This is a genomic window from Faecalicatena contorta, assembly GCF_022835095.1.
Classification (GTDB): domain Bacteria; phylum Bacillota; class Clostridia; order Lachnospirales; family Lachnospiraceae; genus Faecalicatena; species Faecalicatena contorta.
In genome coordinates, this window is record NZ_BQNQ01000001.1 from 3,134,826 (window position 1) to 3,160,767 (window position 25,942).

At 47.8% G+C, this 25,942-nt stretch carries 19 protein-coding genes, 1 pseudogene and 1 CRISPR repeat array; of the genes and pseudogenes, 5 read left to right on the forward strand and 15 right to left on the reverse strand.

The genetic code is table 11. The features are described from left to right. Positions 1–34 precede the first annotated feature (34 nt). Positions 35–1,378 (reverse strand): GNAT family N-acetyltransferase, encoded by a 1,344-nt coding sequence (locus tag MWG26_RS22815; RefSeq protein ID WP_025656964.1) that lies wholly within the window; start codon positions 1,376–1,378, stop codon positions 35–37. A 127-nt stretch (positions 1,379–1,505) separates the two neighbouring features. Beyond that, positions 1,506–1,814 (reverse strand): annotated as a pseudogene (tnpA, locus tag MWG26_RS13985) (IS200/IS605 family transposase); the annotation flags it as partial. Between the two features lie 423 nt (positions 1,815–2,237). Next, positions 2,238–3,148: direct repeats of the CRISPR family, unit length 33 nt; unit sequence ATTTCGATCCACACCGCATACGCAAGCGGTGAC. A 559-nt stretch (positions 3,149–3,707) separates the two neighbouring features. Between tnpA and MWG26_RS13990 the strand changes: the two are divergent. From MWG26_RS13990 to MWG26_RS14000, 3 genes are read left to right on the forward strand one after another with little or no spacing between them, the layout of a single operon-like run. Then, on the forward strand, positions 3,708–4,064 hold the full coding sequence (locus MWG26_RS13990; RefSeq protein WP_055150517.1) for a PadR family transcriptional regulator: 357 nt from the start codon (positions 3,708–3,710) through the stop codon (positions 4,062–4,064). Beyond that, a complete protein-coding gene (locus MWG26_RS13995; RefSeq protein ID WP_025656962.1) occupies positions 4,054–4,722 on the forward strand; it encodes a permease prefix domain 1-containing protein in 669 nt (222 codons plus the stop codon). Before MWG26_RS13990 ends, MWG26_RS13995 begins: the two co-directional genes overlap by 11 nt. A 9-nt stretch (positions 4,723–4,731) precedes the next feature. Next, positions 4,732–5,664, forward strand: coding sequence for a DUF4097 family beta strand repeat-containing protein (locus MWG26_RS14000; RefSeq protein ID WP_025656961.1), 933 nt, complete (start codon positions 4,732–4,734; stop codon positions 5,662–5,664). Between the two features lie 167 nt (positions 5,665–5,831). Here the strand turns inward: MWG26_RS14000 and MWG26_RS14005 are convergent, their stop codons facing one another. The 8 genes from MWG26_RS14005 to MWG26_RS14040 all read right to left on the reverse strand — a co-directional run bounded on the left by MWG26_RS14005 (position 5,832) and on the right by MWG26_RS14040 (position 15,529). Continuing rightward, positions 5,832–6,770: a DUF4037 domain-containing protein gene (locus tag MWG26_RS14005; RefSeq protein ID WP_025656960.1), complete on the reverse strand. Its 939-nt coding sequence runs from the start codon at positions 6,768–6,770 to the stop codon at positions 5,832–5,834. Positions 6,771–6,810: 40 nt separating this feature from the next. Continuing rightward, on the reverse strand, positions 6,811–8,022 hold the full coding sequence (locus tag MWG26_RS14010) for a MalY/PatB family protein (protein ID WP_025656959.1): 1,212 nt from the start codon (positions 8,020–8,022) through the stop codon (positions 6,811–6,813). A 98-nt stretch (positions 8,023–8,120) separates the two neighbouring features. After that, positions 8,121–8,501: a RidA family protein gene (locus tag MWG26_RS14015; protein WP_025656958.1), complete on the reverse strand. Its 381-nt coding sequence runs from the start codon at positions 8,499–8,501 to the stop codon at positions 8,121–8,123. 98 nt (positions 8,502–8,599) lie between these two features. After that, positions 8,600–9,511 carry an NAD(P)-dependent oxidoreductase gene (locus MWG26_RS14020; RefSeq protein ID WP_025656957.1) on the reverse strand — a complete coding sequence of 304 codons (912 nt, stop codon included), beginning with the start codon at positions 9,509–9,511 and terminating at the stop codon, positions 8,600–8,602. Further along, positions 9,498–10,721 (reverse strand): iron-containing alcohol dehydrogenase, encoded by a 1,224-nt coding sequence (locus tag MWG26_RS14025; protein WP_049915819.1) that lies wholly within the window; start codon positions 10,719–10,721, stop codon positions 9,498–9,500. The genes MWG26_RS14020 and MWG26_RS14025 overlap by 14 nt, the downstream gene beginning before the upstream one ends. 55 nt (positions 10,722–10,776) lie before the next feature. After that, positions 10,777–11,892: a YkvI family membrane protein gene (locus MWG26_RS14030; protein ID WP_025656955.1), complete on the reverse strand. Its 1,116-nt coding sequence runs from the start codon at positions 11,890–11,892 to the stop codon at positions 10,777–10,779. Between the two features lie 178 nt (positions 11,893–12,070). Then, a complete protein-coding gene (locus MWG26_RS14035; RefSeq protein ID WP_025656954.1) occupies positions 12,071–14,440 on the reverse strand; it encodes a glycyl radical protein in 2,370 nt (789 codons plus the stop codon). 144 nt (positions 14,441–14,584) lie between these two features. Next, positions 14,585–15,529, reverse strand: a complete 945-nt coding sequence (locus MWG26_RS14040; RefSeq protein ID WP_025656953.1) for a glycyl-radical enzyme activating protein — start codon at positions 15,527–15,529, stop codon at positions 14,585–14,587. 459 nt (positions 15,530–15,988) lie between these two features. Here MWG26_RS14040 and MWG26_RS14045 point away from each other — a divergent pair, with 459 nt between their 5' ends. Further along, positions 15,989–16,882, forward strand: a complete 894-nt coding sequence (locus MWG26_RS14045) for a LysR family transcriptional regulator (protein WP_025656952.1) — start codon at positions 15,989–15,991, stop codon at positions 16,880–16,882. Between the two features lie 361 nt (positions 16,883–17,243). Further along, the gene (locus MWG26_RS14050; protein ID WP_025656951.1) at positions 17,244–17,894 is read left to right on the forward strand and encodes a helix-turn-helix transcriptional regulator; all 651 of its coding nucleotides are present in this window, start codon (positions 17,244–17,246) and stop codon (positions 17,892–17,894) included. A gap of 913 nt (positions 17,895–18,807) precedes the next feature. Here the strand turns inward: MWG26_RS14050 and MWG26_RS14055 are convergent. From MWG26_RS14055 to MWG26_RS14075, 5 genes are read right to left on the reverse strand one after another with little or no spacing between them, the layout of a single operon-like run. Continuing rightward, positions 18,808–20,373 carry an FGGY-family carbohydrate kinase gene (locus MWG26_RS14055; protein ID WP_025656950.1) on the reverse strand — a complete coding sequence of 522 codons (1,566 nt, stop codon included), beginning with the start codon at positions 20,371–20,373 and terminating at the stop codon, positions 18,808–18,810. 48 nt (positions 20,374–20,421) lie between these two features. After that, the gene (locus MWG26_RS14060; protein WP_117441263.1) at positions 20,422–22,161 is read right to left on the reverse strand and encodes an FAD-binding oxidoreductase; all 1,740 of its coding nucleotides are present in this window, start codon (positions 22,159–22,161) and stop codon (positions 20,422–20,424) included. Then, positions 22,158–22,550, reverse strand: coding sequence for a DUF1667 domain-containing protein (locus MWG26_RS14065; protein WP_025656949.1), 393 nt, complete (start codon positions 22,548–22,550; stop codon positions 22,158–22,160). Before MWG26_RS14065 ends, MWG26_RS14060 begins: the two co-directional genes overlap by 4 nt. Beyond that, a complete protein-coding gene (locus MWG26_RS14070; protein WP_025656948.1) occupies positions 22,547–23,899 on the reverse strand; it encodes an NAD(P)/FAD-dependent oxidoreductase in 1,353 nt (450 codons plus the stop codon). Before MWG26_RS14070 ends, MWG26_RS14065 begins: the two co-directional genes overlap by 4 nt. Beyond that, positions 23,896–25,632, reverse strand: coding sequence for an NAD(P)/FAD-dependent oxidoreductase (locus tag MWG26_RS14075; RefSeq protein WP_025656947.1), 1,737 nt, complete (start codon positions 25,630–25,632; stop codon positions 23,896–23,898). Before MWG26_RS14075 ends, MWG26_RS14070 begins: the two co-directional genes overlap by 4 nt. Positions 25,633–25,942 lie beyond the last annotated feature (310 nt).

Below are 25,942 nucleotides of genomic sequence, written 5' to 3' on the forward strand. Positions count from 1 at the left end.
GATCAAGTCTTCCATATATTCCTTCGCTTCATTCTCATTCTCCATTATTGCATCCATATCCCCAAATCTCATAAGCACTATAGGCATGGTCAAAATGATACCCCAGCTTTTCTGCCAATGCGGCAGACCCTTTATTCTGAGCATCCCAGCTGGGATACCAGTCCCGTTCCAGGCATTCTAAAATCAGCTTTGCACCGGCAGCATAAGCGAGACCTTGTCTGCGATATTCTTCCTTTGTATCAATCTCTATTTCGATTCCGCCTATATAGCCTGCATAAGAAGATGCACCGGAAACAATCTCATCTTCTTTCAAAATCACCACTCCCAAACCATGGTCCCGATACTCTGGATATTCCTTATATTGAGATACCAGATCCCGGCTCCATTCGAAAAGACTGCACTGCCTGAAAATGGATTCATCTATCATCTCTATACGATAATCCGCCGGCAGCCCGGCAACTGCTGCTTCTAATGCCGCTTTGTTGAAGACCTCTTTTTCCTTTTTAAAGGCATAGCGCACAACCTTTTTCGCCTTTTCCCCGTAATACTTTTCAATCACCCCGCTCCACTGATCAGTCTGCGGAATCATAATCATAAACTCTTGTTTGCAGCAATCGGGCTTATATGCGGCTAATTCTTCATCTGGTTTTCCCGCCAGAAAGCAAAAGTCTCCTAACATAGCCATGGCAGAGTTGGGCGCGTCTGTATTATCCACATATATGTGCCCCATCACATTCTGCAGGCATGACCAAATAAGCGTCTCATCCCAGCCTGCAAAGAGCGGTTCTGCTTTGTGACGCTGCTGCAACATATATGCCTTATTCTGCCGCTCTGCTGCAAACCTGCCCGCAGAGCATGCACTGAGGGGTGCCCCTGTGGATACTTTTTTACTGGCATTACGCAAATAATCATCTGCTTCTTTTCTTGATTTAAAAATAATGATCTCTTTTTCCTTCCGATATTTATTCAGCAGTTCATATATCTGCGGCAATTGTTTATCCGGAAAATCAATAATCCATTGTTTAAGTTCTTCATCAAATTCCGATTCGACCCATGGCATATCTTCGCGTTTTTTTCCTATCCGGGATTCTGCACCTGAAAGGCAGGTTTCCAGCGGATAATCCATTAGAAAAACAGTGTCGCATGCTTTCAGACGTTCTGCAAGTGTTCTCTGATAATTACCGTCAATAATCCAGCTGTCTTTTTTTATAATATCATTCGACAGCGTATCAAACTCTTCTCTTGTGATATTTGTTTGATCCGGCTTATGCCACAGCATATCCAGGTAATATAGCGGTAATCCGGTCAAATTTCTAAGTCTCCGGGCAAATGTACTTTTTCCTGCACCAGGACTTCCAATAACGATTGCTTTTAACATAATATTGTCCTTAATAATTGTTTTTTTCTTCTAAAGGTTAATTATAGTGAAACAAACGTGACATGCTCCCACCACTTAATCATAGATTTGAAGTGGGGGCTTCTTTCTCAATCGCCCTAAATGGGTTCCATAGTTTTTCGCGAATCTGTGGATATTCCTTCTTCAGTAGTCTACTACTGGCACTCTTATAAGCATTGATAAATTTGCTGATTTCACTCCTAGGCTCTGCACGGAATATCACATAAACATGATCTATGTCATGATTCCATTCTTCCAACGTAATTCCATACTTAGGCGCAATATATTCAAATATATCCCTGGCCCGATCCGATATATAATCATGGATCACTTTTCTCCGAGATTTTACTACCATAATCAGATGGTAACAGAGCAAATATGCTGAATGTGCATTACGGTCTAATTCCGTTACATTCACCACTCCTTCAATTTATCGACTGGTTACATTATATCATGCTTGCCATAACAGAACGAGTGTTCGTCCATAGTTTAGAAAAGAATTTTATCAAAGAATTTGATATTAGATTTCAGAAAAAATCTTCTGTACCAGATATGGTATATAGCTATTTTCGCCGATAGGCTAATTGCAATTCATCCTCCACCTAAAGAGGAAGGGGAATTCTTGCCTATAACATGTTAAAAATAGCATGTAATATTTTTTACTGTGGCGTCTCATTTAACTTACGACAAAAGAATAGATGCAGAGGATATATCAAGAAGATTTTAAACCATACTTAGTACATCGAAAATTTATCTCAGCTTAAAAGCAAATTAATTATTATTCGAGGTACTTGGATGGTGACTATGGCTTTTCCCGGTGGGTTAGCTGGTAATCTTATTTTTTTCGATCCACACCGCATACGCAAGTGGTGACTAGAGGACCCCAATCTGACTTTAATCTACATGATTATTTCAATCCGCACCGCATACGCAAGCGGTGACCGCAAAAATCATATGGTCGTACAAAAATGTTGGAATTTCGATCCACACCGCATACGCAAGCGGTGACTTCTGAAACTGCTGACAGCGATATCATTGATACGATTTCGATCCACACCGCATACGCAAGCGGTGACGATCCAGTGGTTGTAAAAATAATTCTCACAAGCGATTTCGATCCACACCGCATACGCAAGCGGTGACAACGCTGGCACGGGTGCCAGATAAATTTAAGCAGATTTCGATCCACACCGCATACGCAAGCGGTGACTCTATCCTATGACGGTATGGGAATATGACACAAAATTTCGATCCACACCGCATACGCAAGCGGTGACGAGACGCTTGGGGCAACAAAACTTTTACACAAAATATTTCGATCCACACCGCATACGCAAGCGGTGACATAGCACCTAAATAATATGTCACATGTGACAATCTATTTCGATCCACACCGCATACGCAAGCGGTGACGTGTGCCCGGAATTAATGGAGGAGTTGATTGTAATATTTCGATCCACACCGCATACGCAAGCGGTGACCGTCTACTACGTCTCCTTCCTTAAGAGCCGCAGGAACATTTCGATCCACACCGCATACGCAAGCGGTGACATTTTTGATGAGAATTATCGTTCGAAACTAAACATTTCGATCCACACCGCATACGCAAGCGGTGACTGACAGAAATCTATAATCCAGAGGGATTATATTGATTTCGATCCACACCGCATACGCAAGCGGTGACATAAATTGTGGAAGTATAGTATATCATTAGATACAATTTCGATCCACACCGCATACGCAAGCGGTGACAGCAAAACTAAATAAATTTGCTTTACTTCAAGATCATAATAATATACATTTACCACAAAATCAATTGATTCATCTCATTAAATTTGTATTTTTTCCATCTGTATCCCCTTCCGCTCCTTATTTTTAAGGTGCGAATCTCCCGGGAAATTCCTGTCCGCTACTGATTCGCACTTTATTATTTTAACACTTACTGCATTTCTACAACGCCATACCCCAATGCTGTTTTAGCCCCTAATCCATATATTTCCACCATGCATTTTACAGCTTCATCTATCCTTGTTTTTCCTGCTTCTTCAAACAGCTGCTACACCATATCTACTATATCAATAAGTACGGCAAACTTCCATGTAAAAAACTGAAAACTTCTAACAATACTTCAATACCTTATCACGGCGTTTGCATCCCCCGCTAATTTTTATGATATTGGAAATTTCAAAAGAGGTTTCTATACCATAAAACCACATGACATTTGTCATGAATATATTTTATTCCCATATATACATTGACAGGCGAGGTATGCTATGGTTAAATGTAAGTACAGAAAAGGAGGTATGAATATATGTCAATAGCATCCGATTTGATTCGCGGACATACGGACACAATCATTCTGGCCCATTTGACCGAAGAAGACAGTTATGGATATAAGATCAATAAAGACATTCAGATAAAGACAGACAATCAGTATGAGCTCAAAGAAGCCACCCTGTATACGGCATTTCGTCGGCTGGAAAGCGCGGGATATATCTGTTCTTACTGGGGGGACGAGAACACAGGCGCCCGAAGGCGTTACTATTCCATCACGCCGGAGGGGGATCTGGCTTACCAGCGGATGAAAGCGGAGTGGGAGGAAGCCAAAGGGCTCATTGATATTTTAATCAGGAGTGGTGAGAAGAAGGAGGATACACATGGAAAATAAATTAAGGGCATATATGGATCATCTGTTCCGGGATGTCAAACCGACCAGGAAGTCCGTAGAGTTAAAGGAAGAGATTCTGCAGAATCTGGTCGATAAATACCACGACATGATCGCAGAAGGCAGAACCCCCGAGGCGGCATACAACATAGCGGTTGCAAGCATCGGCGATATGGATGAGCTCCTGGCAGGGCTTCACGGCGCGCCATCCTCCGAAGGCCTGCCTATAACGAAAGAAGCGCTGGATAAGGGACGCAGGAAGTCGGCAGTCCTGATTTCTGTTGCAGTGATGATGTACATTATGAGCGTTCTCCCTCCTATCCTGCTCTCCGATACTATTTTCGAGAACAAACTAGCACCGGCTCTCATGTTTATTATGATTGCTGTCGCAACGGCACTTCTTATTTACAACAACCTGACCAAACCGCGCTACCAGAGAACCGATGACTCAATCGTGGAAGAGTTCAAGGAATGGCAGGAGCAGACGGATTCCAGCCGCAGGGCAATGAGAGCGCTCAGCAGCGCACTTTGGGCTGTCATTGTGGTCATTTATATCGTAGTCAGCTTCTGGACAATGGCATGGCATATCACTTGGGTCATATTCCTGATCGGTGTTGCAGTGGAAGGAATCCTAAAGGCTATATTTGAACTAAAAAAATAGGAGGCAATCATGAATAGAAGGCAATCGGCAGTCATCAGGATCATAGCCTGGACAATCGCGGCTGTGGCACTGATTGTAATACTTATTCTAGGTCTGTTCGGAAAGATCAACGTCATTTCCATTGGAATCAACAACGGTTACTACTATGCTGATTCAGGAAAATATAAAACAGGAAGTGCCCAGATCGACGGAAATGAAATAAAAGACCTGGAACTCAACTGGCTTGACGGGCGGATCCATGTGGCGGCATACGACGGCGAGACCGTACAGTTTTATGAAAAAGCATTACAGGACCTGAGCGAAAAACAACAGCTTCAATATTATGTTAAAAACGGCAAACTGATCATTCAATATCAGAAGGCACAGAAAAGGGTCTTTTTTAACAACTCCACTCTTCATAAGGAACTTTTTGTTAAAATTCCGGAGAAAACAGCAGAATCCATGGGCTCGTTCCGGATTGATACGATCTCCGCAGATGCAGAAATAAGCGGAATAACGGCAAGCCAGTTCCGCTTGGATTCCACGTCCGGTGATTTTGATCTGACCGGCTGCAAAACCGATGGGCTCTCCATGGACAGTACCAGTGGAAGTCTGACCGGAAACACACTGTATGTGGACGGCAAACTGGAGACGAATACAACCAGCGGCGATGTACAAGTAGAAGGAAGCTTCCAAAATATTGATTCCGATACTGTATCCGGGCTCATCTCCGTAACCTCAAAAGTCTGCCCGAATAAGATAAGAACCGACAGTGTCAGTGGCAATGCATCCTTTACCATACCGGAGAACGACGGATTCACTTACAAACTGGACACCGTCAGCGGTTATTTTAACTGCGACTTCGAGATGACACATAAAGAAGGACGGGGTACCTATAAGGGTGGAGGAGCTTCCTTCCGCTTTGAGAGTGTCAGCGGAGGGGCTGAAGTGAAGAGACTGTAATGGACTTAAAAAAACCTCAAAGGGGTCAGACCCCTTTCACTAAGCAGGACACAGGAGCAGTATAACTCATACATGTTATACTGCTCCTTTTAACTTTATAAAGATGTTTCACGACACGCATTTATAAAACAACTGCTTCTTATCAGCATCTCCTAACATACTGCCGCTCATGACTCCCCTGCCATAACCGGCAGACTCCGCAGCACGGGATCTGTAATATGTTCCATAATCTGTTCCGCATGAAACTGCATAAAACTGTCGCCGGCCCGGGACCACCCCCGGCGGATAACTTCCTTACTAATCTGAATACACACCCGCTCAATCAGCAGAGCCTTTTTTACACTCTCATTCACATCCGACAAAAGTATCAGCTTCTTCAGTTCTTCAGCGCACCCCTTCGGTTCGGATAATTCCTCTGCTCCACGGAATACCCACTTATAAAAGGGCATATACCTCCCATTCAAAAGATACAACGCTCCAAGCGCCGCCGTTACAAACCTGCTGCACGTCAGGGCTGCCGCCGCAAAATCCCTGCGCTGGATACACCTGGCGTAATTGTACTGTCCCGCCTGCCCCATTGCCGCACACTTACCAGCAAGCTTCTTTTTTAATACATCTTCCGGAAAGAATCCAGCCAATATATTACGGATCTTAGTAAATTCTCCAAGAGGATCACAGAACACCTCCCCGTTCACCGACATAGCAAAATAATGTTCCGGTACCCTCAGCCACTCCAGGTTATGATCCGGAGCCCTTGGATACCCGATCAGACTGCTGTAGAACTCTTCGATTGAGTGTACGCCCACCCGTTTTCTTCGTTCCGGGGTATAGAAAGAATCTGTACAGCCGCCATTACATCCCGGCAGGGCATCATACGCCAGTTGAAGCGCCCCGCCGATCTCATCATAATACTTCTGTGGAAGCCAGAGACAAAAGCCGGGCCCCCAGTCATGATCCCGTGAAATCTCATCATCAAATCCAAGACATTCTGACCCCTGGCCCGCCAGCCCCGCGGCAATCACCTGGGTATAGTCACTGAACTCCTTTTGAAGCATCGGCAAACCGCAGGCTGTGAAGTATCTCTTTGAAATCTCCAGCCCGTTCATATCTGTTCCCCCTCTTCTGCTTTAAAGTATTCCTTTAATGTCACTTCCGTTCACGTCTATTCAGAGCCCCGCAGATTCTCGAAAGCCCCTCAGCAAGCAGGGCCCTTGGGCAGGCCACATTGAGGCGGATGTACGTGTCTGAATTCTGGACAAACATATTGCCTCCCTCCAGCAGTACTCCCGCATTTTCCGCAAAGAACAATGGCAGGTTCATACCGTCTTCCACATATGCCCCAATATCTACCCATCCAAGATAGGTTGCCTCAGGAATGCGAAATACGGCTTTCGGCAGATGCTTCTCCAGATAATCCCGCACAAATTCGAAATTCGCATCCAGATACTGCCTCAGTTCCATCATCCAGTCGTATCCGCCTTCATAAGCTGCCTGCGCACCCGCCAGCGAAAGCGGGTTGAGATCAAAGTTATGCCGTGCCAGCCAAAGTTTGCGTACATCCTCATTCGGAATGATAATATTGGAAAACTGCAGTCCGGCGGTATTAAATGTCTTACTCGGGGCCATGCAGGTGATAATTCTGTCACTATTGGGATACAGCTTAGCAAGGGGAATGTGTGAAAGCCCGCTGCGGATAAGGTCACAGTGGATTTCATCCGAGATAATTAACAATCCATTCTCCAGGCAGATATCTGCGAATGTACGCAGTTCCTTCTCTGTCCAGATGCGCCCGGAAGGATTGTGCGGACTGCAGAATATGCATAATTTCACATCCGGGTCTGCCGCCTTATTCCTGATATCCTCAAAATCCATTTCATAATAGCCGTCCCCTTTCCGGTTCAACAGGTCTGAACAGACATATTCCACATTGTTATATTCTGCGGCATACTTGAAGTATGCATAGGACGGAGTCAGAATCAGTACCTTATCGCCCGGCTCACATATATAGCCGGTCAGTTCATATAACGCAGGGATAACTCCATGGGATATGTAGAGATCTGACTGAGGAAATGTCCAGCCATATAGTTTTCTGGTCCATGCCTGAAATGCCTGAAAATACGCATCCCCGAAAAGTCTGGTATATCCGAAAATCTTCCGGTCAAGTCTTTTTTGTATCCCATCGATAATGCAGTCCGGTGTGGCAAACTCCATGTCCGCAATCCACATGCGGATAAACTCCTCATCCGCATAGGGGAATTTCATGTTTTCGTCCGCATGAAAAATGTACTGTCTGAACCCGTCCGTATTCATGCAGCTTGTATGGCGTCGGTCAATAATTTCATCAAAGTTGTACTTCATGTCTTTTTCTCCTTACTTGATGCAGTTGTCCATATATAGGGCGGTCTGTAAACCATGAGATAATGTGTAACAGTTCACGCCCGCCTGAACTGTTAAGATTATTCAATATAGGCAATTGCCTCAATCTCCACCAGTGCATCCTTGGGCAGCCTTGCCACTTCTACCGCACTGCGTGAGGGATACGCGCCTGTTGTGAAGAATTTCTCGTATACACGGTTCATGGCGGCAAAATGGTTCATGTCGCTAAGGAATACTGTTGTCTTTACAACGTGATCCATCGTACCTCCTTTGGCCTCAAGAATGGAACGGATATTGGTCAGTGATTTCTCCGTCTGTTCTTCTACGCTTTCCGGAAAAGCACCAGTCCCCATATCAACCGGAAGCTGCCCCGATAAAAAGAGCAGTTTCCCGATCTGATTTCCCTGAGAATAAGGTCCAATAGCCGCTGGGGCTGATGAAGTTGATATAATTTCTCGCATAAGCTCTCTCCTTAACTTAAAATATAATATGCTCTTTCGAGCAGCCGATCCCGTGCCCTGGCAGTGTGTCTGAAAATTGATTGCTGCAAGACCGGGTATCAAAAGTCTTGGGAAGACAGGTACTCTTCTATATTCTGTAATACCTTCTTCCTAAGCAGGACGCCTGACAGAACAGACTGCCCCGCTATGACATCCGGACAGATCACATTCGACATCTGATAGATTTCTCCATCCGTCCCTCCGATAGAAACCGCACTGTCCACTATATAATAGTTACCCGGCTGCTGAAGCCAGCCTTTTAGCGCATCCAGCGGGTAAGGCGGTGTAAAAGTCGTATTGATCAGCACTTTCCCATTTCCAAAGCGCTTAAAATCATTCTCCGTCATGATGACCGTATTCTTATGAAGATGTGTCGTGAGCACATCCACCGTTTCCAACAGCCTGTGAAATGGCAGATACCTTGCACCCTTGTCTTCTATACCGGGCTTGCGGGTCCGGCTGAAATAATAAACATCCATCTGAAATGCAAGCATTAATTCTGCAACTGCTGTGCCCACATCTCCCATTCCCACGATACCGAGCTTTACTCCTGTAAGCTCCATTTCCTCTTCCTGCCAGCGCCTCGGTCCAAATCCGTGGAACAGGCGCACCAGTTCACTCGAGATGAACTCTGGTACGCCCTGGTCACCATACTTCCGGATTCCAGTCACAGTGATTCCTTTTCCCCGGGCATAACTGATATCCACATTCGCGCTTGCCGGCGTATAAAGGCTGCAGCACATTCCGATGTACCGGAGATCCTTACAGGCCTCAATCACCTGTGCACCGATTTGGCTCGTATAGAACACAAGCACAGCTTCTGCATCCTTCATACGTCTGATTTTTTCCGCGTCATCAGGAGGAATGTCGCGGTAGATCCGTACATTTTCCGCATATTCAAACAGTGCTTCTTCTGCCGCTTTATCAAACCGGACAGGTTCCAGCACTACAAGCTTTTTAAATTTTCTCATCTTTCTTGAGCTCCATAACCTTCCTGTACAGGCGGATAAAATCATCCTTTGTCGTCATCCTCGCATTGTTGGGACGGTCGCCGCCCAGCATTGCATCGTCGGCCAGACGTTCCAGGCTCTCTTCTGTCACCCCGAAGGATGCAAGCGGCGGAACCGGCATATCCTCCAGAAGTTCATAGACACACGCAACGCCCTTTTTCGCTGCCTCCCTTACGGACAACCCCGCAGTATTGACCCCGAAGAAACCGGCAATATCTGCATAACGCTCCGGCCAGGCCCCCATGTTGAATTCCATCACCACCGGAAGGCACAGGGCATTCGCAACACCGTGCGGAACATGGTACTGCGCCCCCAAAGGATGTGCCATGCAATGAGAAATCCCAAGGCTGGCCGTAGTAAATGCATAGCCTGCCAGCATGGCGCCCATCATCATATCATAGCGGGCGTCCTTGTCGCTGTCACCGCGGTAAACTGCCGGACGCAGGGCGCCTGCAATCAATTTTACAGCCTGGCATGCCAGCGCATCGGAAATGGGTTCCGTACAGCGGGATGTGTAAGCCTCAATTGCATGGGTCAGTGCATCCATCCCCGTTGCCGCAGTAATACCTGCCGGAAGGGAATAGGTCAGTTCCGGGTCACAGATCGCAAGCGCCGGCATGATCCCGGTACCGCCGATCGGCATCTTCCATTCTCTCTGCCGGTCTGCAATCACTGCAAACGGCGTACACTCGCTTCCTGTCCCCGCCGCAGTCGGGATGGCTACAATGGGCAGCGGTGCGGTCCTGAATTTGTCACACCCCTGATAATCCCTGATGCTGCCGCCATTCGTGACAACAATTGCGGCGGCCTTGGCGGGATCCATAGAACTCCCGCCGCCAAGGCCAATTATGACATCTGCATCTTTGCTCAAATCTGCGATTTTTTCCACGGTCTCTACGGACGAATCCGGTTCACACTGGTCGTATACGTTCAGTTCGATGCCCGCATTTTCAACAGATTCCATGATCTTTGCAGCAATCCCGAACTTCACCAGCCCCTGATCCGTTACGAGCGTCGCCTTATTTACACCCAATTTTTTCAATTCTTCCCCTGTCTTTGCTGCAGCACCGTTTCCAAAAAGAATTGCTCCGGACGGCGCCCAAGAGAAAATGGACTTTTTATCTTTAAATACGCTGTAATCCAAAGGCAGCTGTGCAACTGGTCTAAACATGATAAAACCTCCTAAGCTTAGTAATTTTTTTTATTCCATCAGATTACCGGATGGATTAAGCCTTGATTCCCTCTTTTTCGTCCTTGGATTTTACCATAAAGTACCGGATCACAATCACAAAGAATACGATAAATCCCGTGTAGCCGCAGTAGGTCATAATAACACCCAGCAGCTTCTGATATGGCACGAAGAGGCACAGTACATAAGTGAGCACACCAAATCCTACAATCGCAATCTTGTATTTCGGGCTTTTATCATCTTTAATGAAAAAGTTAATGGTATTCCACAGTGACGGACAGATTGTGGAATATATGGCCAATATGATGACAACCGCAAACAGCGTGCCCACGGAACCCATGATATGGGAAGCCAGTGCCAGGTTAGGAATCGCAACTGTTGCAGCCTCTTCAATATTTCCCAAGTGGTTCAGCCCCATCAGGACAGAAACTGCGGAAATGAAGAATGCGCCTGTAAAAAGAATCATTTTGAAACGGCCAAATTTATATTCACGCTGGTCATATGCCAGGGTAGAAACAAAGTTGGAAACCAGAAGAAGGGAACAGCCTCCGAAAGAAAATCCTGCTGTCAGCCAATGATTGGTTCCCCGGGTAATCGTAACAGCCCCGCTGTCGAGAAGGGCTATGCCTTCCGAAATCCGTGGGAAGAATGTGAAAGCCGATATCAGCCCGACGATCAAAGTAAAGCAGACGATAACCGGCCCAAGCCATCCGATTACGTCAACCGTGCGCTTCAACCCGAAGATTGCGGTTGCTACAGCAGCCACTACCATGATAGCGGTAGCGATCGGCATCGGTACGCCCCACTGCTGGTTAAATGTAGATGCGCCGCCTGAACACATGAAGATAAAACAGCAGGCTACAAACAGCCACGCAAAGATCTCAAATAATTTTCCTGCATATTTCCCGGCGTAAAATGTAGCAACTTCGTTCAGGTTGGCCAGTCCGCGGGTCCTTCCCGCATATGCATACGCTACATAAGTCAGATACATCATCAGGAAGTTGATGATGCCCACCGCAATCCCCATATAGCCATAGCCTGAAAAGTACTGGATGGTCTCCTGTCCGGATGCAAAACCGGAGCCAATCAGGAATGCAAGCAGCGCACCGGCTAATTTAAAAAATGTGAACCAGCTCATATTTTTCTTATCCATATATTTGTATCCCTCTCTCTCTTATTCTTTTACTCTCTTGTTCTTTTGTTACGCTTCTTTCTATGCCGCCCGGAGAAACACCACTCTCCCGGGCGGCTTCCTGCATGATTTATTAGGGCATTCCGCCGCCCGGACCGGTGGCGCTGCCGCAGGATATGTGCGATAAAGCCCCCATAAATTAGCAGCAGTTGGTATGCTCTGTTCGCCCGATGATATTTTCCTGTACACGCGGGTCAAGCTCTACGAAAAATGCGGAGTAGCCTGCCACACGCACCATTAGGTTCTTATGGTTCTCCGGATGTGCCTGGGCATCACGCAGGGTCTCTGAATCCACCACATTGATCTGCACATGCTGCCCGCCTGCTTCGCAGTAACCTTTCACAAATGATTCCAGCATTTCCAGCCCTTTCTCGCCCTTTGCAACGGCAGGGTCAAACTTGTGGTTTACCAGAACTCCCTTAGGAACCATAATTGTATCCATCTTTCCGATGGAGTTGCCTACTGCGGTCGGGCCATTGCGGTCCATACCATTGGAAGGTGAAGCATTGTTCGCAAGCGGCTCCCCGTCCATACGGCCATCAGGCGTAGCGCCTACGACACGTCCCTGCCAGATATTATAAGTCTGGTTCAGAAGGATCAGTTCATACTGGCCAAAGCGGGAATCCTTATGTGCACGGTTTTCTTCTGCACAGTAGGTTACGACCTGGCGGCAGTAATCATCTACTAAATCTTCATCATTGCCGAAGTGCACATATTTATTTAGGAGCATCTGATGCCATTCCTCATGCCCCTCATAATTATTTGCAAGTATCTCAACCAATTCCGGCAGGGTCAGCAGTTTCTGGCGGAAAACAACTTGGTCAATCGCCGCCAGCGAATCGGCTGCATTAGCCACGCCGCTGATGAAGGTACCGGTACTGCTGTATTTTGCGCCATCCTTCTGCAGGATGCGGCCTTTTTCAATACAACCGTCCACAAGGGTAGATGCAAATACCGTCGGACAGATCTGAGAATGAAGTGCGGAACAGATTCCATATGCCTTCAGATGGTAATCAATGATATAAGACAGCTGTGTCTTATAGGCATCCATGAATTTTTCCATGGTATCCATCTCTTCCATTGTGCCTGTCTTAGGCCCAAACTGGCGGCCCGTCTTCGGATCCACGCCATTGAACATCGTCAGTTCCAGTACTTTCAGGATATTGATAAATCCGGCAACAGGACGGAAATCCGTTTTGCCCGGAACCTGTGCCTCTACACATCCCTCAATCGCGTAGTCACGGGCTTCGCGGATATCATTGCAGCCATTTGCCAGTACACGCGGAATATTAATATCATCATTGAAGAATGCCGGCTGTCCGAGCCCCTTCTGGGTAAGCTCAAGAGCTCTTCTGAAGGTTTCCCTGTCGATCTTTTTGTTATAACGGAAGGAGATCGCAGGCTGTGTCGTCTGTGCCCCGTCCGCTGCCTCTAAGAACAGGTAAGTCAGGCGGTTGCACGCATTCTTACCGTCTGCATCAATTCCGCCGATGGTAAGGTTCGTCCACATTGGGAATCCGGCATAGGCCTCTGCTTCAATATGGTCACGCAGCTCGAATATTTCGGTCCACTTGATCAGCATACATTCGATCATCTCAACGATATCGTCTTCCGTAGCGATTCCCGCCTCAATGTCATGCTGGAAATAGGGATACATAAACTGGTCAAAACGTCCGACCGAATGGTTGTGTCCCGCATTCTCTATCTGATAGATCAAATGAATGAACCAGAAGAACTGCATTGCCTCATAGAAAGTCTCCGGCGGATATTCCGGTACACGTTCGCAAGTCACGGCAATACGTAGAAGTTCTTCTCTGCGTTTTTCATCTTCTTCTGTCTTTGCCATCTCACGGGCGAGATCTGCGTAACGGTGTGCAAACATAATCGCTGCATTTAAAGTGACCAGCATCCCCTCCCATGTATCTTTCTGCTCCTGGGTAATAAAGTCATAATGCTCTATATGATCCAGCTTTTCCTGAATCTCTTCAATCAGTTTGCGGAAGCCCTTCTGGAAAATCACATCATACTGCGGCATATGGCTTGCTGTTGAAACGATACGTGAACCGATTGTAATTAAACCGTCCAGAGAGGCCTGCTTCATATCGTCTGGAATCTTACTGTCTACAATTTCTCTGAAACCATGTCCCTTCCATTCCGTACAAATCCGGATCAGTTCCTCTTTGTCTCCGGGGTTCACCCATTCCATATTGTCGGTGGAGCGGGTATCAAAGGTGTCGATATCCTCCAGTATCCAGTTTGAGCCCCATTCCGGATATGCGGGAACAGATCTGTATCTCTCACCATGATCTCCCACAAAAATGGACTGTGGATTGATGAAAATTTTCATGTTTTTCAACAGATATTCCAGCAAATGTGCCTTCCTGGAAATCGGAGATTCAACGGATGGAATCCGGTAAAACTCGGTTACCAGTCTGGCTCTGTCCAGGGAAATAGACGGATGGGTGTCGCGCAGCCGCGCCTTTAGGAATTCAACTTTGTTACTGCTCATTGTGTTTCCTCCTTTTTGAAAATTTGTTAATTTGTTTATCTTATTGAACTTTGGAGTATACTGCTGTACTTCCAAAGTTAGCAATCACTCACAAGCTTTTCTATGATGCCGTCCATCAGCATAGTGATGCACCGGGCACCCCCTTTACTCATCTGCGCTGTTGTCAATGTTATAAAAGCATTTCTTTCCTGCAGGAATTAGTATTTCATTAGCCGCTTCTACCAGATGAAGCATATGGCCGGTATCCGGCTCCTCAATATCCGGCAGCGGATATTCTATGTCCAGTATTTTATATTTGTTAATGCCGAGCCTGTGGTATGCAAGCAGTTCGTAACGCCGTACAGCAGGCAGAGTACTGATAAACTGTGCCGTGGCCCGGATATTTTCATCCGAATCATTCCACCCGGGAACAACCGGGGTGCGCACACAGATTTCATTGCCATGGGCGCTGATCTTTTTTAGATTCTCCAGAATCTCTTCGTTTGGCCTGCCTGTAATCTTCTGGTGCATTCCACTGTCCATATGCTTGATGTCAAAATAAATAAAATCTATGTAGTCCAGACAGGGGGCAAAAGCTTCATAATCCCCGCATCCGCAGGTCTCTATCGCAACATTGATGTGATATTCCCTGCATTTCTTTGCAATCGCATACAGGAACCGGGGCTGCATCAGCGTCTCGCCTCCGGAAAATGTAACTCCGCCTCCGGAATGTTCGAAATAAAAGCGGTCCTGATAAATACGCCTGAACAATTCATCTACCGTGTAATCTTGCCCAAACTGCTTTCTAGCCTCGGTGGGACACAACTGTACACAAAGTCCGCAGGCAGTACACTTTGCCCTGTCGTACTGCATCACGCCCTCTTCGTCCATAAAGACGGCGCCATTGGGGCATTTCTTCAGGCAGAAACCACATCCCATACAATTGACCGGATTCAGTGTGATTTCTGGCTTAAAAGAGATGCCTTCCGGATTAGCACACCAGAGACAGTGGAGCCCGCAGCCCTTAAAAAAGACCGTGGTCCGCATCCCGCGCCCATCCCTGTTACAACATTTTTGAATATTAAAAATCCTGCCTGTCAACTCTTCCATAATCTACTCTCCCTTGCACGTTTTTTAATAATTAATTATCACTTTGTTTCTCTGTTCTGCTGTTCACTTTTCATTCCGGCCTCAAAAAAGTAGTTGTAATTTCAAAACTTTTGATTTATAATTACTCAATAATTCAAGACTTTCATTTGTTTTTATTTGATTTCGGTGAAATAATCAGTCAATTTTTATAAAATAATCGTACCAATAAAATCGTTAAAAATCCAACAAGTAATTTTCATTCTGCTGTTCACTTTTTTTCATAGGGTAAATTTTAATAAAAAAATATTATCATTTTGTTCATAGTGCACGAAACACCAGATCACCTTCCGCGGGGTTATCAGAAATGAAATCGCATGCATGTTCATAAACATATACATCTAGTAAACTTATATGATTCTTTAGCCATTTGTAAGTGGCTTCCAAAAGTTTCCGTTATATTGCACAATTTAGGAGGTATTTATGGATACTGTAAAATACGAAATTTTTCTCAAGGTACTGGAGCACCGCAGTTTTTCAAAAGCTGCCAATGAACTCGGCTATACGCAGTCCGCGGTCAGCCATTCCATCTCTACCCTTGAAAAATCCTTTGGATTTAAACTTTTAAACCGTGAAAACAATGACATCAGCCTCACGCGGGCAGGGATTGATGTGCTCCCTCACATACGCAATATAGTAGACGCACAGAACACGCTGGACTTTACACTTACCTCTTACCACGAATTTGAATCAGGCACACTATGCATTGCCACAATCCCGAGCCTGGCAATCCAATGCTTCCCGGACCTTCTGCGCCAGTTTAATCTGCAGTATCCAAAGATTCATATTGTCATCATTGACGGCAATTATGAAGAAGTCGAAGAAATGCTTGCCGGCGGCAGGGTGGATTTTGGATTCTCATCCGTATCCGCTGAGCTTCCTTTTAAGACGATTCCTCTGTTCCGTGAGAGCCTGCAGGCCATCCTTCCCTGCGGCCATCCCCTCACCGAAAAAGAGGCACTTTCCCTGCACGATCTGGAATCAGAGGTATTTATCATGCCGGGTGAAGGACCAAACCATCAGGTTGGGCAGCTGATCCGCAAATATCACTTAAAGCTTAACGTCGTCTACTCCGTTTCCGATGACAACCTGACTGTCTCCATGATCGCCCAGAACCTTGGCGTCAGCATTCTCCCGGAGATGTCCTTTAAAAAATACCTGAACCTTCCCTTTACTGCAAAACCACTGATTGAAGAGCCTTTCAGGGAAATACGGATTATTTACAATGATCTCAATTCCATCTCTCCGATCAGCCGGGCATTTATCACGTTTGCCCAGAACTATTTCCGCCAGTTTCCTGATTCACGACCGGTATAGCCCAGGAAGCAGCGCTTTTCGCCCCACGAGGCATACGAATACCCGGCTGTTATACAGCTAGGAAAATGCCCGTAGAGCAGGCATCTTGTCTGCGCTCCGCTTCGGTCCGTGCTAAACGTGCGCCACTGGCGCACAGCACCCTTCGCTGCAGGCAAATTCAAATAGGCTGGATGCGCAACAGTTTGGGCTTGCCTGAACTGTTACACGAATATTTGACATTTTGGGATTATGAGATGCCTTGACCTTGTGTCAAATTCATGATAGGCTGAATTTACCATATGTTGGTAAGTAAATATACAAATTAACTATATATGGTTTTCATTAAGATAGTTAAAAGACAAATTTTATTAAGGTGATGCATATGGATGATCTTATGAATTATTACATGAATCTTGTTCCATTTTTGGGGGAGGCTCTTGGAAAGAGCTTTGAGGTGGCAGTTCTGGACTGCAGAACAGAGAGTATTGTCGCTATTACAAACAACCATATCAGCGGTCGCAGCGTAGGCGCTCCTATGACAGACTTTGCAAAAAAAATGGTCAGCAGCGGAGAATGGCGGAACCGGGATTACATAGCAAGCTATTCAGGTCATACAGAAAACAACAAGCTTCTCCGCTCTTCCACATATTTTATCAAATCCGGTGATACCCTTCTGGGAATGCTCTGTATCAACATGGATACGACAGACTACCAGCTGCTCAGCAACATAGCGCTTATGCTTGGTGGTCTTGAGACAGGAACAGCAAAGGTTGCCAACAGCAATAATTCAGACAGTGAGACCTTTCAGGACAGTGTCTCTAATGCGATTGCCCAGACACTGCACGGCCTGTACCATGAGGACATCCCCACAGAGTTTTCAAGAAATGACAGGATAGCAATCCTTTCTAAACTCCAGGAAAAAAAGGTCTTCCTGGTCAAAGGATCGGTTCCGCGGATTGCACGCATTCTGGGGTGCAGCATACCTACTGTGTATAGGGAACTTGCACATCTGAAAAACTTACCGAACCAATAAATCGGGATTTAGCAACGGGCTTTAGTCCCGGGGCGGATGGAGGGGGACGCTTACCGTGAGCCGGGAGATGCTGCGGCAAGTGCCTGCCCTGTTGGAAATGCATGTTAGCGAGCCAGGCAGCAGTAAGAGGAAATCCGCAAAACCAGCCGGAACCGAACACATTCACCGCTTAATCTGATGATTAAGCGCTTCAGGTGTTCTAAAAAGCTGCTTCGGGAGCAGCTTTTTTCCGGCTGGTTCTGCGGATTTCCTCTAACTGCTGCCAGGCTCGCTAACATGCATTTCCAACAGGGCAGGCACTTGCCGCAGCATCTCCCGGCTCACGGTAAGCTGGTTCATCCGGCCGGTAGGTTAGGACCCGTTACTAAGATGGGGCCTCAAACGGGGGGCAGCGGATGGTATTGAATTGGTGTGGATTTGATAGCCCCAGTAAGTTTTTTATAATTAGGTTGGCGGTAAAGTAATCAGTAAGGTATAAGAGCGTTTAAAACTTACGATCTATATGAAAGTCCCGCCAATTCTGTCCCATCCGCTGCCCTGGTCCGGGACCCTACCCGGTTGGCGAGCTTTCCTGCCGATTGGATGAGCCAGCTTTATGACAGGGAGGCCGGGGAGGTGCTGGGGCTGTATATGCCGTTGCGATATGCTGGAGTGCGCTTAGTGATTCTTGAACAGCCGATGCCAGATAGGCGGGGAAAAACTTGATCTCCAAATCAAGTTTTTGCTGAACCCAGCGCGGGAAATCATCAGATTTCCCGTGATGTGTTCAGCGTACCCGCCTATCCGGCATCGGGTGTTCTAGAATCACTTAGCAGCACGGGTGCATATCGCAACGGCATATACAGCCCCAGTGCCTTCCCGGCCTCCCTGTCATGAAGCGTCCCCGTCCGTCGACAAGTCTAAAGCTTGCCGACTAAATCCCGATTTTCTTGTGATATATTTCATGCAGCTTTTCGTATAGCGGCACCAGCTTCCCGTATATGTTTTGATACACATCATGGTACAGATCGTGATATATTTGGTGCTGCTCCATATCCGGTTCAAATACATCTTTCAGGTGCACCATAGCCTCCTGAGCTTCTTCGTAATTTTTAAACTCTCCCATGCCTACGAATGCCGCCATTGCACTCCCTATTCCAGTGGCCTCATGGCTCTGCATCCGTTTGACCGGTATGCCGAACATATCGGCCGTGATCTGGCAGATTTCATCGCTTTGGGATCCTCCGCCTCCCAGCCTGATCTCTTTGAATGTGTGGCCGGAGCGTTTTTCCAGTAAGCGCATGCCGTCCATTAAGGCGAAGTTGATGCCTTCTATGATTGCGCGGTACAGATGGATCCTTGTGTGCTGGTCGGAGAATCCTATAATGGCTCCTCTGGCTACCGGCATCGTCACGTTTGGCGTGAAGTAGGGCTGGAAGAGGAGGCCGCCGCAGCCTGCCGGGACCTCTTTCAGGCGCTTGTTCAGCAGCTGTTCTGCAGTTACGCCCAGCAGCTCCGCCTGTTTTACCTCTTTTTCTGCAAATTCTTTTTTGAACCAGGATATCAGCCAGTATCCCCTGTAAATCTCGATTTCCGGGTTGTACCAGCCAGGGATCACGGATGGATAAGGCGGAATAAACCGCTCCGGTTCTAGGTAACGGCTGATGTTGAATGTGATTGTGGCTGTGGTACCGAACCCAATGGCGGCTTTCTCCTTGGAAATGCAGCCCAGGCCCAGTATTTCACAGGCTTTGTCTGAGCCGGATGCCAGCACCGGAATTCCTTCCCTGAGGCCGGTATCTTCCGCCGCCTTCTTCGTGATATTCCCCAATAGCTCCCCAGATTCCCTGACCTCGCAAAGCTTATCCGGTTCCACATCGAATACCGGACGGGTCAGGGCCCCTTTCCGCTGCCAGTTCCTGCACTGGCTGTCTATTGGAAGGCGCCCCACCAGACAGGCTGCTGCATCCGTCATATTTCCCGTCAGGAGAAATGTCAGATAACCGCTGAGCAGAAGATATTTCTCTGTCCTGGCCCAGATATCCGCCTCTTTCTGCATGATCCAGTTACAGTGTGCTTTCTGGTACTGGACTTTTGCAGTCTCTTCCATCCCCACGGCCTTAAGCATCATCCGTGTGACCTGTGAAAACTTGGGGCCGCCTTCCGCTTTTCTTTTGTCCAGCCAGACGATTGCAGGGCGCAGGGGCTTTCCCACTTTATCCACACAAATGACCGTGTCGCGGATCGTCGTCAAGGAAACGGCTTCAATCCGATCCCACAGGCTGGTTTCGGTCTTTAATTTCTGCGCAGCTTCACAGATACTGCGGTAATAAAAGTCCGCATCCTGCTCCGCCCAGTCAGGTTCTCTGGAAATGTAGGGCGGATCATGCCTGATCTGTCCCTTTCCCAGTATCTCCCCCCGGTTGTTGATCAACAGAGCGCGGGAACTCTGGGTTCCCACATCAAAGGTCAATACGATCCTTTCTTCTTTTACTCCCATGGTCTTCCCTCCATAAGGGTGCGCTTATTTTCAGCAGTCCCGGATGCCCTAACGAATATCCTCTCTCAAAAAGCGCTTTTCTTCTTCCGGCAGATCCAGCCCCAGCGTCCCGCCCGGATTCATGTTATATCCGGGGTCAAAATAATTCTTCAGGGCGCGGATGACGCCGTACTCATTGCGTCCAATCTGGCCTTCCAGCCACGGTGCGAACATCTTTCCGATGCCGTGATGATGGCTCATGGCGGCCCCGGACTTCTGAATTGCGTCCAGAATTGTTGCATGATATGCCTTAAATGCCTCTGCATCGTCCATTCGTGTAATGAAAATAAAATACAGATTGGCGCCCTGCGGATAACAGTGGGACATATGGGTTGTTACAATCGTATTTGGCAGGGCATGGCAGACCTTGCGCACCTCTTCATGCACCCTGCCCATATTGGACCAGTTCACGGAACACTCCAGCGTGTCTGTCATAATACCAAAGTCCAGCAGCGTATCTCTGAGATACGGGTCTGTAAATCTGCCCTTTTCCCAGCTCTTTGTCACGTAAGAAGTCAGGCTCATCCCGCCGTACTCCTTTGCGATCCTGCGGATATTTTTAGCCACATTTTCGGAAAATCCCTTCTCCCCATCCGTAAATCCCAGGAACAGGCAGCGCTCCATGTCTGCATATCCCCGGGTATCCAGCAGTTTCCACAGGGGCGTCTCGTCTACATTATAAAGCCGGAGCATCAGATTCGTTTCTTCCGGGTCAGACAGGCGGAATACAGAGGAGTATCCGGCCTCGCACTGCATCATTTCCCTTGCCGCCTCCTGGGCGGTCTTCCAGTCTTTGAATATATAAGAAAACCGTTTTCTGTTCTCCGGCATATACCGGAACACTTTCAGCGTCACCTCTGTCAGTACGCCGAAAGTTCCTTCGCTTCCCATCATAATCTCATTCAGGTTCGGGCCGGTTGCCTCCCGTGGATAATGACTGGTCTGTATGTTTCCGATTGGTGTCGCATATTTCTGGGAAAGCACGATATCGGTAATACATCCATAATAGGTACTGTTCTGCCCTGCCCCCCTGGTAACGACCCAGCCTCCCACGCTGCTGTACTCAAAGGACTGCGGAAAATGACCGCAGGTATAGGCGCGCTTAGCTCCCATGAGTTTCTGGGCATGGTTCAGCGCTCTCTCCAGTTTCGGACCGGACATGCCGCTCTGCACGGTGATTGTCTGGTTCTTCTCATTAAAAGAGACGATCTTGTTATAGCGTTTGCGCATATCCAGGGAAATTCCGCCTTTTACCGGTTCCACGCCGCGGGTCACACTGCTTCCGCCGCCGTACACATAGAGAGGGATGCTGTGTTTTGTACAGTATGCTACGATCTCTTCGATCTGCTTCGTAACGCCCGGATATACAACCACATCGGGCAGATTTTCAATCTTGCGCTGTCTCAGCCTGGCCGCATCATAACCGGTCTTCCCGTACGCCACTGCAAGCCTTGGGTAATCCTCCGTGGTAACGAATTCCTCCCCCACAATTTTCTTCATCGCTTCAATATGCTCCTGCGCCAGATTACACGGAACGTCCAGCTTCACCGTATCCATCCCAATGTCTCCGTCATAAGAACTGAAGTCCTCATCTGTCATGCTGAATATCTGTTTCATCATTTTGTAAAGGGATTCCTTCGGATACTTCACGTATTCCGGATCCCCCCACCGGAAAATAGATCTGTAACTATTCTTTGGCGCAGGTGTTTTCACCCATTTTGGTTCAAAATCTTTGTACGGCTTGCTCATAGCTGCTCTTCTCCCTTCTGGCATATACTGTTTTCTTCTTTTAGAATACCGCTCGTCACGATCACGTCCGCACCAAGTCCCAGTACATTTCTAATGACCGGGACGCCCGCTGCACATCTTTCCCGGACCGTCACTTTATTAATTTCCCTCATCACATCAAAAATCCGTTCTTTCGGAATCTCTGCCGAAACCCGCACGGGGATCACAGGCGTTTTCGGAAAAACCGTGCTCACAGTGGAGCTGATCGTGCGCATGGGATGCGTCATTTCTTCTATGGCAAAGTGTTCTCCCCGTTTACACTGGTTGCCCCGGACAATCCATTTTCCGTCTTTCTCCTCTGCTTCAAGGCGGCATCCGTTCGGGCATACAATACAGGTTAACTCTTTCATGCTCCCGCCTCCTTTCTGACTGCTGCTTCAATCCTGCTGCCCGGCGCTGCCCCGAAGAGGCTCAGCTCCAGTTCCAGCCGTTCCATCTCCGGCGGCTTCAGATTCCGGTACCTTTTGGTAAAGACTTCTTTTCCGTTCACGGTGAACACAAAGTTTCCAACTGCAATGCTCTCCCTGCTGCGGAAATAGAAAACCACCTTCTCACCGCCTGTACCTATGCACAGCTTCTGTGGAACAATGTACTGCAGAGAAGAATCCACAGACAGCTCCAGCTCCGCAGCCTTTTCGGCAGTCACACTGCCTGCTGTCTCTGTCCTGCTGCCTGCCCCGCTGTCCGCTGTCCCTTCCGGTACTGTACCGTTACCGCCGCAGGATGCTTCAAATGCATATTTTGCGGCTGCAGTTCCAGCCAGTTCGCCGCTCTCAGACACATAGTCCACCAGATCATTGACATGCAGTGCGTTCCCACAGGAGAAAACCCCTGCAGTCTCCGTCATGAAATGATTATCACAGAGAGGACCCTTTGTGCGGCTGTCCAGCCTGATCCCCAGTTTTTCCGCCATTTCATTCTCGGGTATCAGACCCACAGACAAAATTAATGCATCGCATGCTATTCTTTTTTTGGTGGATTCTATTGGATTCATATGCTCATCCACTTCCGCCACCTCCACTGCCGTCAGTCTTCCCTCCCCGAATACTCTTGTGACCGTATGGGACAAATGAAGAGGAATTTCGTAATCCTCCAGGCATTGTACAATATTTCGCGTAAGTCCCGAGGGCTCCGGCTTCACTTCGTAGACTCCCAGCACCCGGGCGCCTTCCAGCGTCAGCCGCCTTGCCATGATCAATCCGATATCGCCGCTGCCCAGAATCACACAGCGCTCTGTCGGCATCTTCCCGTGCAGGTTCACAAAGTGCTGGGCCGTTCCAGCCGTCATAATCCCAGCCGGGCGGGTGCCGTGAATCTGCACCTGCTTTGCCGTTCTCTCCCTGCAGCCTGTGGCAAGCACCAGGGCTTTTGTCATGTACTGCTGCACACCCCGCCGGTTTACAGCTGTCAACGCAAACACTCCGTCCTTCTTTACCATCTTTGTTACAAAGGTCAGAAGCTCTGCTTCTATTTTCCTTTCCCGGAATTCGCCGAGAAAACGTTCCACATATTCCGGCCCGGAGAGCTTCTCTCCAAAGCGGACCAGCCCAAAGCCATCGTGGATACACTGCTTCAAAATACCGCCCAGCCTTGCTTCTCTCTCAATCAGCAGAACTTTTGCCCCCTGCTTATCCGCCGATATGGCTGCCGCCAGGCCTGCGGGGCCGCCGCCGATTATTATGACATCATACGCTTTCATATCTCAGCCGCCTCCCCCTGCTTTTGTATTTTCTTCGTATCGCGCAGAAGGATTTCGGTTCCCTCCCCTGCTTTTCTCACTTGCTCTTCCGGAACCTGCAGATATCCACTGATGATCTTCGTCACAAGAGGCATGCAGAATCCACCCTGGCATCTCCCCATCCCCGGACGGACCCTCTTTTTAATCCCGTCAACCGTGGGAACACATATCGGAGATTTCAGGGCATCCAGTATTTCCCCTTTACTGATTTCTTCACAGCGGCAGACGATCTCTCCATAATCAGGGTTTTCCCGGATCAGGTCGTTTCTTTCTTCCTCAGAAAGCCTGTTCAGAACCGGAGGCGCCTTGCGCACGGGATCAAAATCCGGATTGGGCTCTACTTCCCTCTTCTTTTCCAGTTCTTCCACCACCATCTTTTCGACGTCCAGCGCCACTGCCGGCGCCGTCGTCAGCCCCGGTGACTGTATGCCGGCACAGTGGATCAGATTCCGGGTTTTATGTCCTTTTTCTATAATAAAATCTTCCTCAAAGGTCGCGGCCCTGACGCCGGTAAAATATGTAATAATATCCCGTTCACTCAGCGCTTTCGCAGTCATTTTCTGTTTTGCAAAGACGGCATCAATGCTGTTTTTGCTTGTAGCATAATTCTCTTTTTCCGGCGTCTCTACCGCATTGGGCCCGACCAGCAGATTATCATGTACTGTGTGGAGGATTCCGCCTCCCTTTGTGTGAGAGGCGTTCGACTTCCATGTTTTTATGGATGAGATCCCCAGCACAAGAGAACCTGCTTTCTTATCCAATATGGAGTTCGTTCCCCGCCTCGGGTGAATCGAATAAAATCTGTCGCCCGCCATTTCCGCAATGTCTTCAGCAAACACGCCTGCTGCGTTGACCACGATTTCGGGATAAATCCTGCCCCTGTTTGTCTCCACGGAAACGATCTTTCCATCTGCCAGTTCCATTCCCAGCACCGCCGTGTTCAAAGATATCCTGGCTCCGTTCTCCACCGCATTTTCCCCATAGGCGATCGTGAGTCCGTACGGGCAGACACAGCCCGCCGAGGAATTGTACATGGCAAACTTAAATTCCGGGTTCAGATTCGGCTCTTTGTGCGCCAGTTCTTTTCTGTTCATCATGCGGGTATCCGTCACCTTACAAATGTGTTTTCTCTGCCAGGCATAGGCCCATACAGCCGGGTACATCCACCAGTCTGTGAAACCGACATACTGCCCGCAGCGCTCGAAAGGAACACTTAAGTCTCTGCAGACCCTGTCATACATCTTATTGCCAAGCAGGACATAATGCTGTTTTAGGCTGCCTTTATTCAGATCCACTCCCGGATGGACCTCCCCGTCATTTCTGCCGGACGCCTGCACAGCCAGATCCGCCTCTTTGTCTACAAGCAGAATGTCCAGTTTCCATTTAGACAGTTCTCTTGCAATACTTGTTCCCGAAATACCGCCCCCAATGATCAAGACATCCGGACGGCTCCCCTCCAGCGACTGATCCCGGAACGATGGAAGCCGCACGGGAGGTATTTCCGCTCCCTCCAAGCAGATATCATTGACAACATGCATTCCGGACTTTTTGTCTACACACATACAGCATGCCGCCACGATGTCATCCCAGCTCTTCAAATGACCGGAGACGACGATACATCCATCCTCCACCTGAACCGTGACGGCGGAACCATAACGGCTGCAAAGCTTCTTTCGAAGCGATTTAACATTCATGTAATCCCTTCCTTCCCCTTTTATTCCGATATCTCCGGACACCCACCCGAAGCCGTTTTATTTTCTGTATGATGATGTTTCTATGCATCTATTTTCATACTATTTACACCATATTGACATTATACGTCAAATTATCAGACATTTCCACCCCCACTTTTACAAAGGGAACGCCGGTGCAAAGTAAGAATTCTGCCGCACCACGGGGAGAATAGAAAGCGGGCTTACTGAGAGCTGTCCATTTGCGGAGAACGGCTAAAGGAAACGCCGGCCGGATTATAAAGCATCAGTGGCTTTCACAGCATAATCTTGA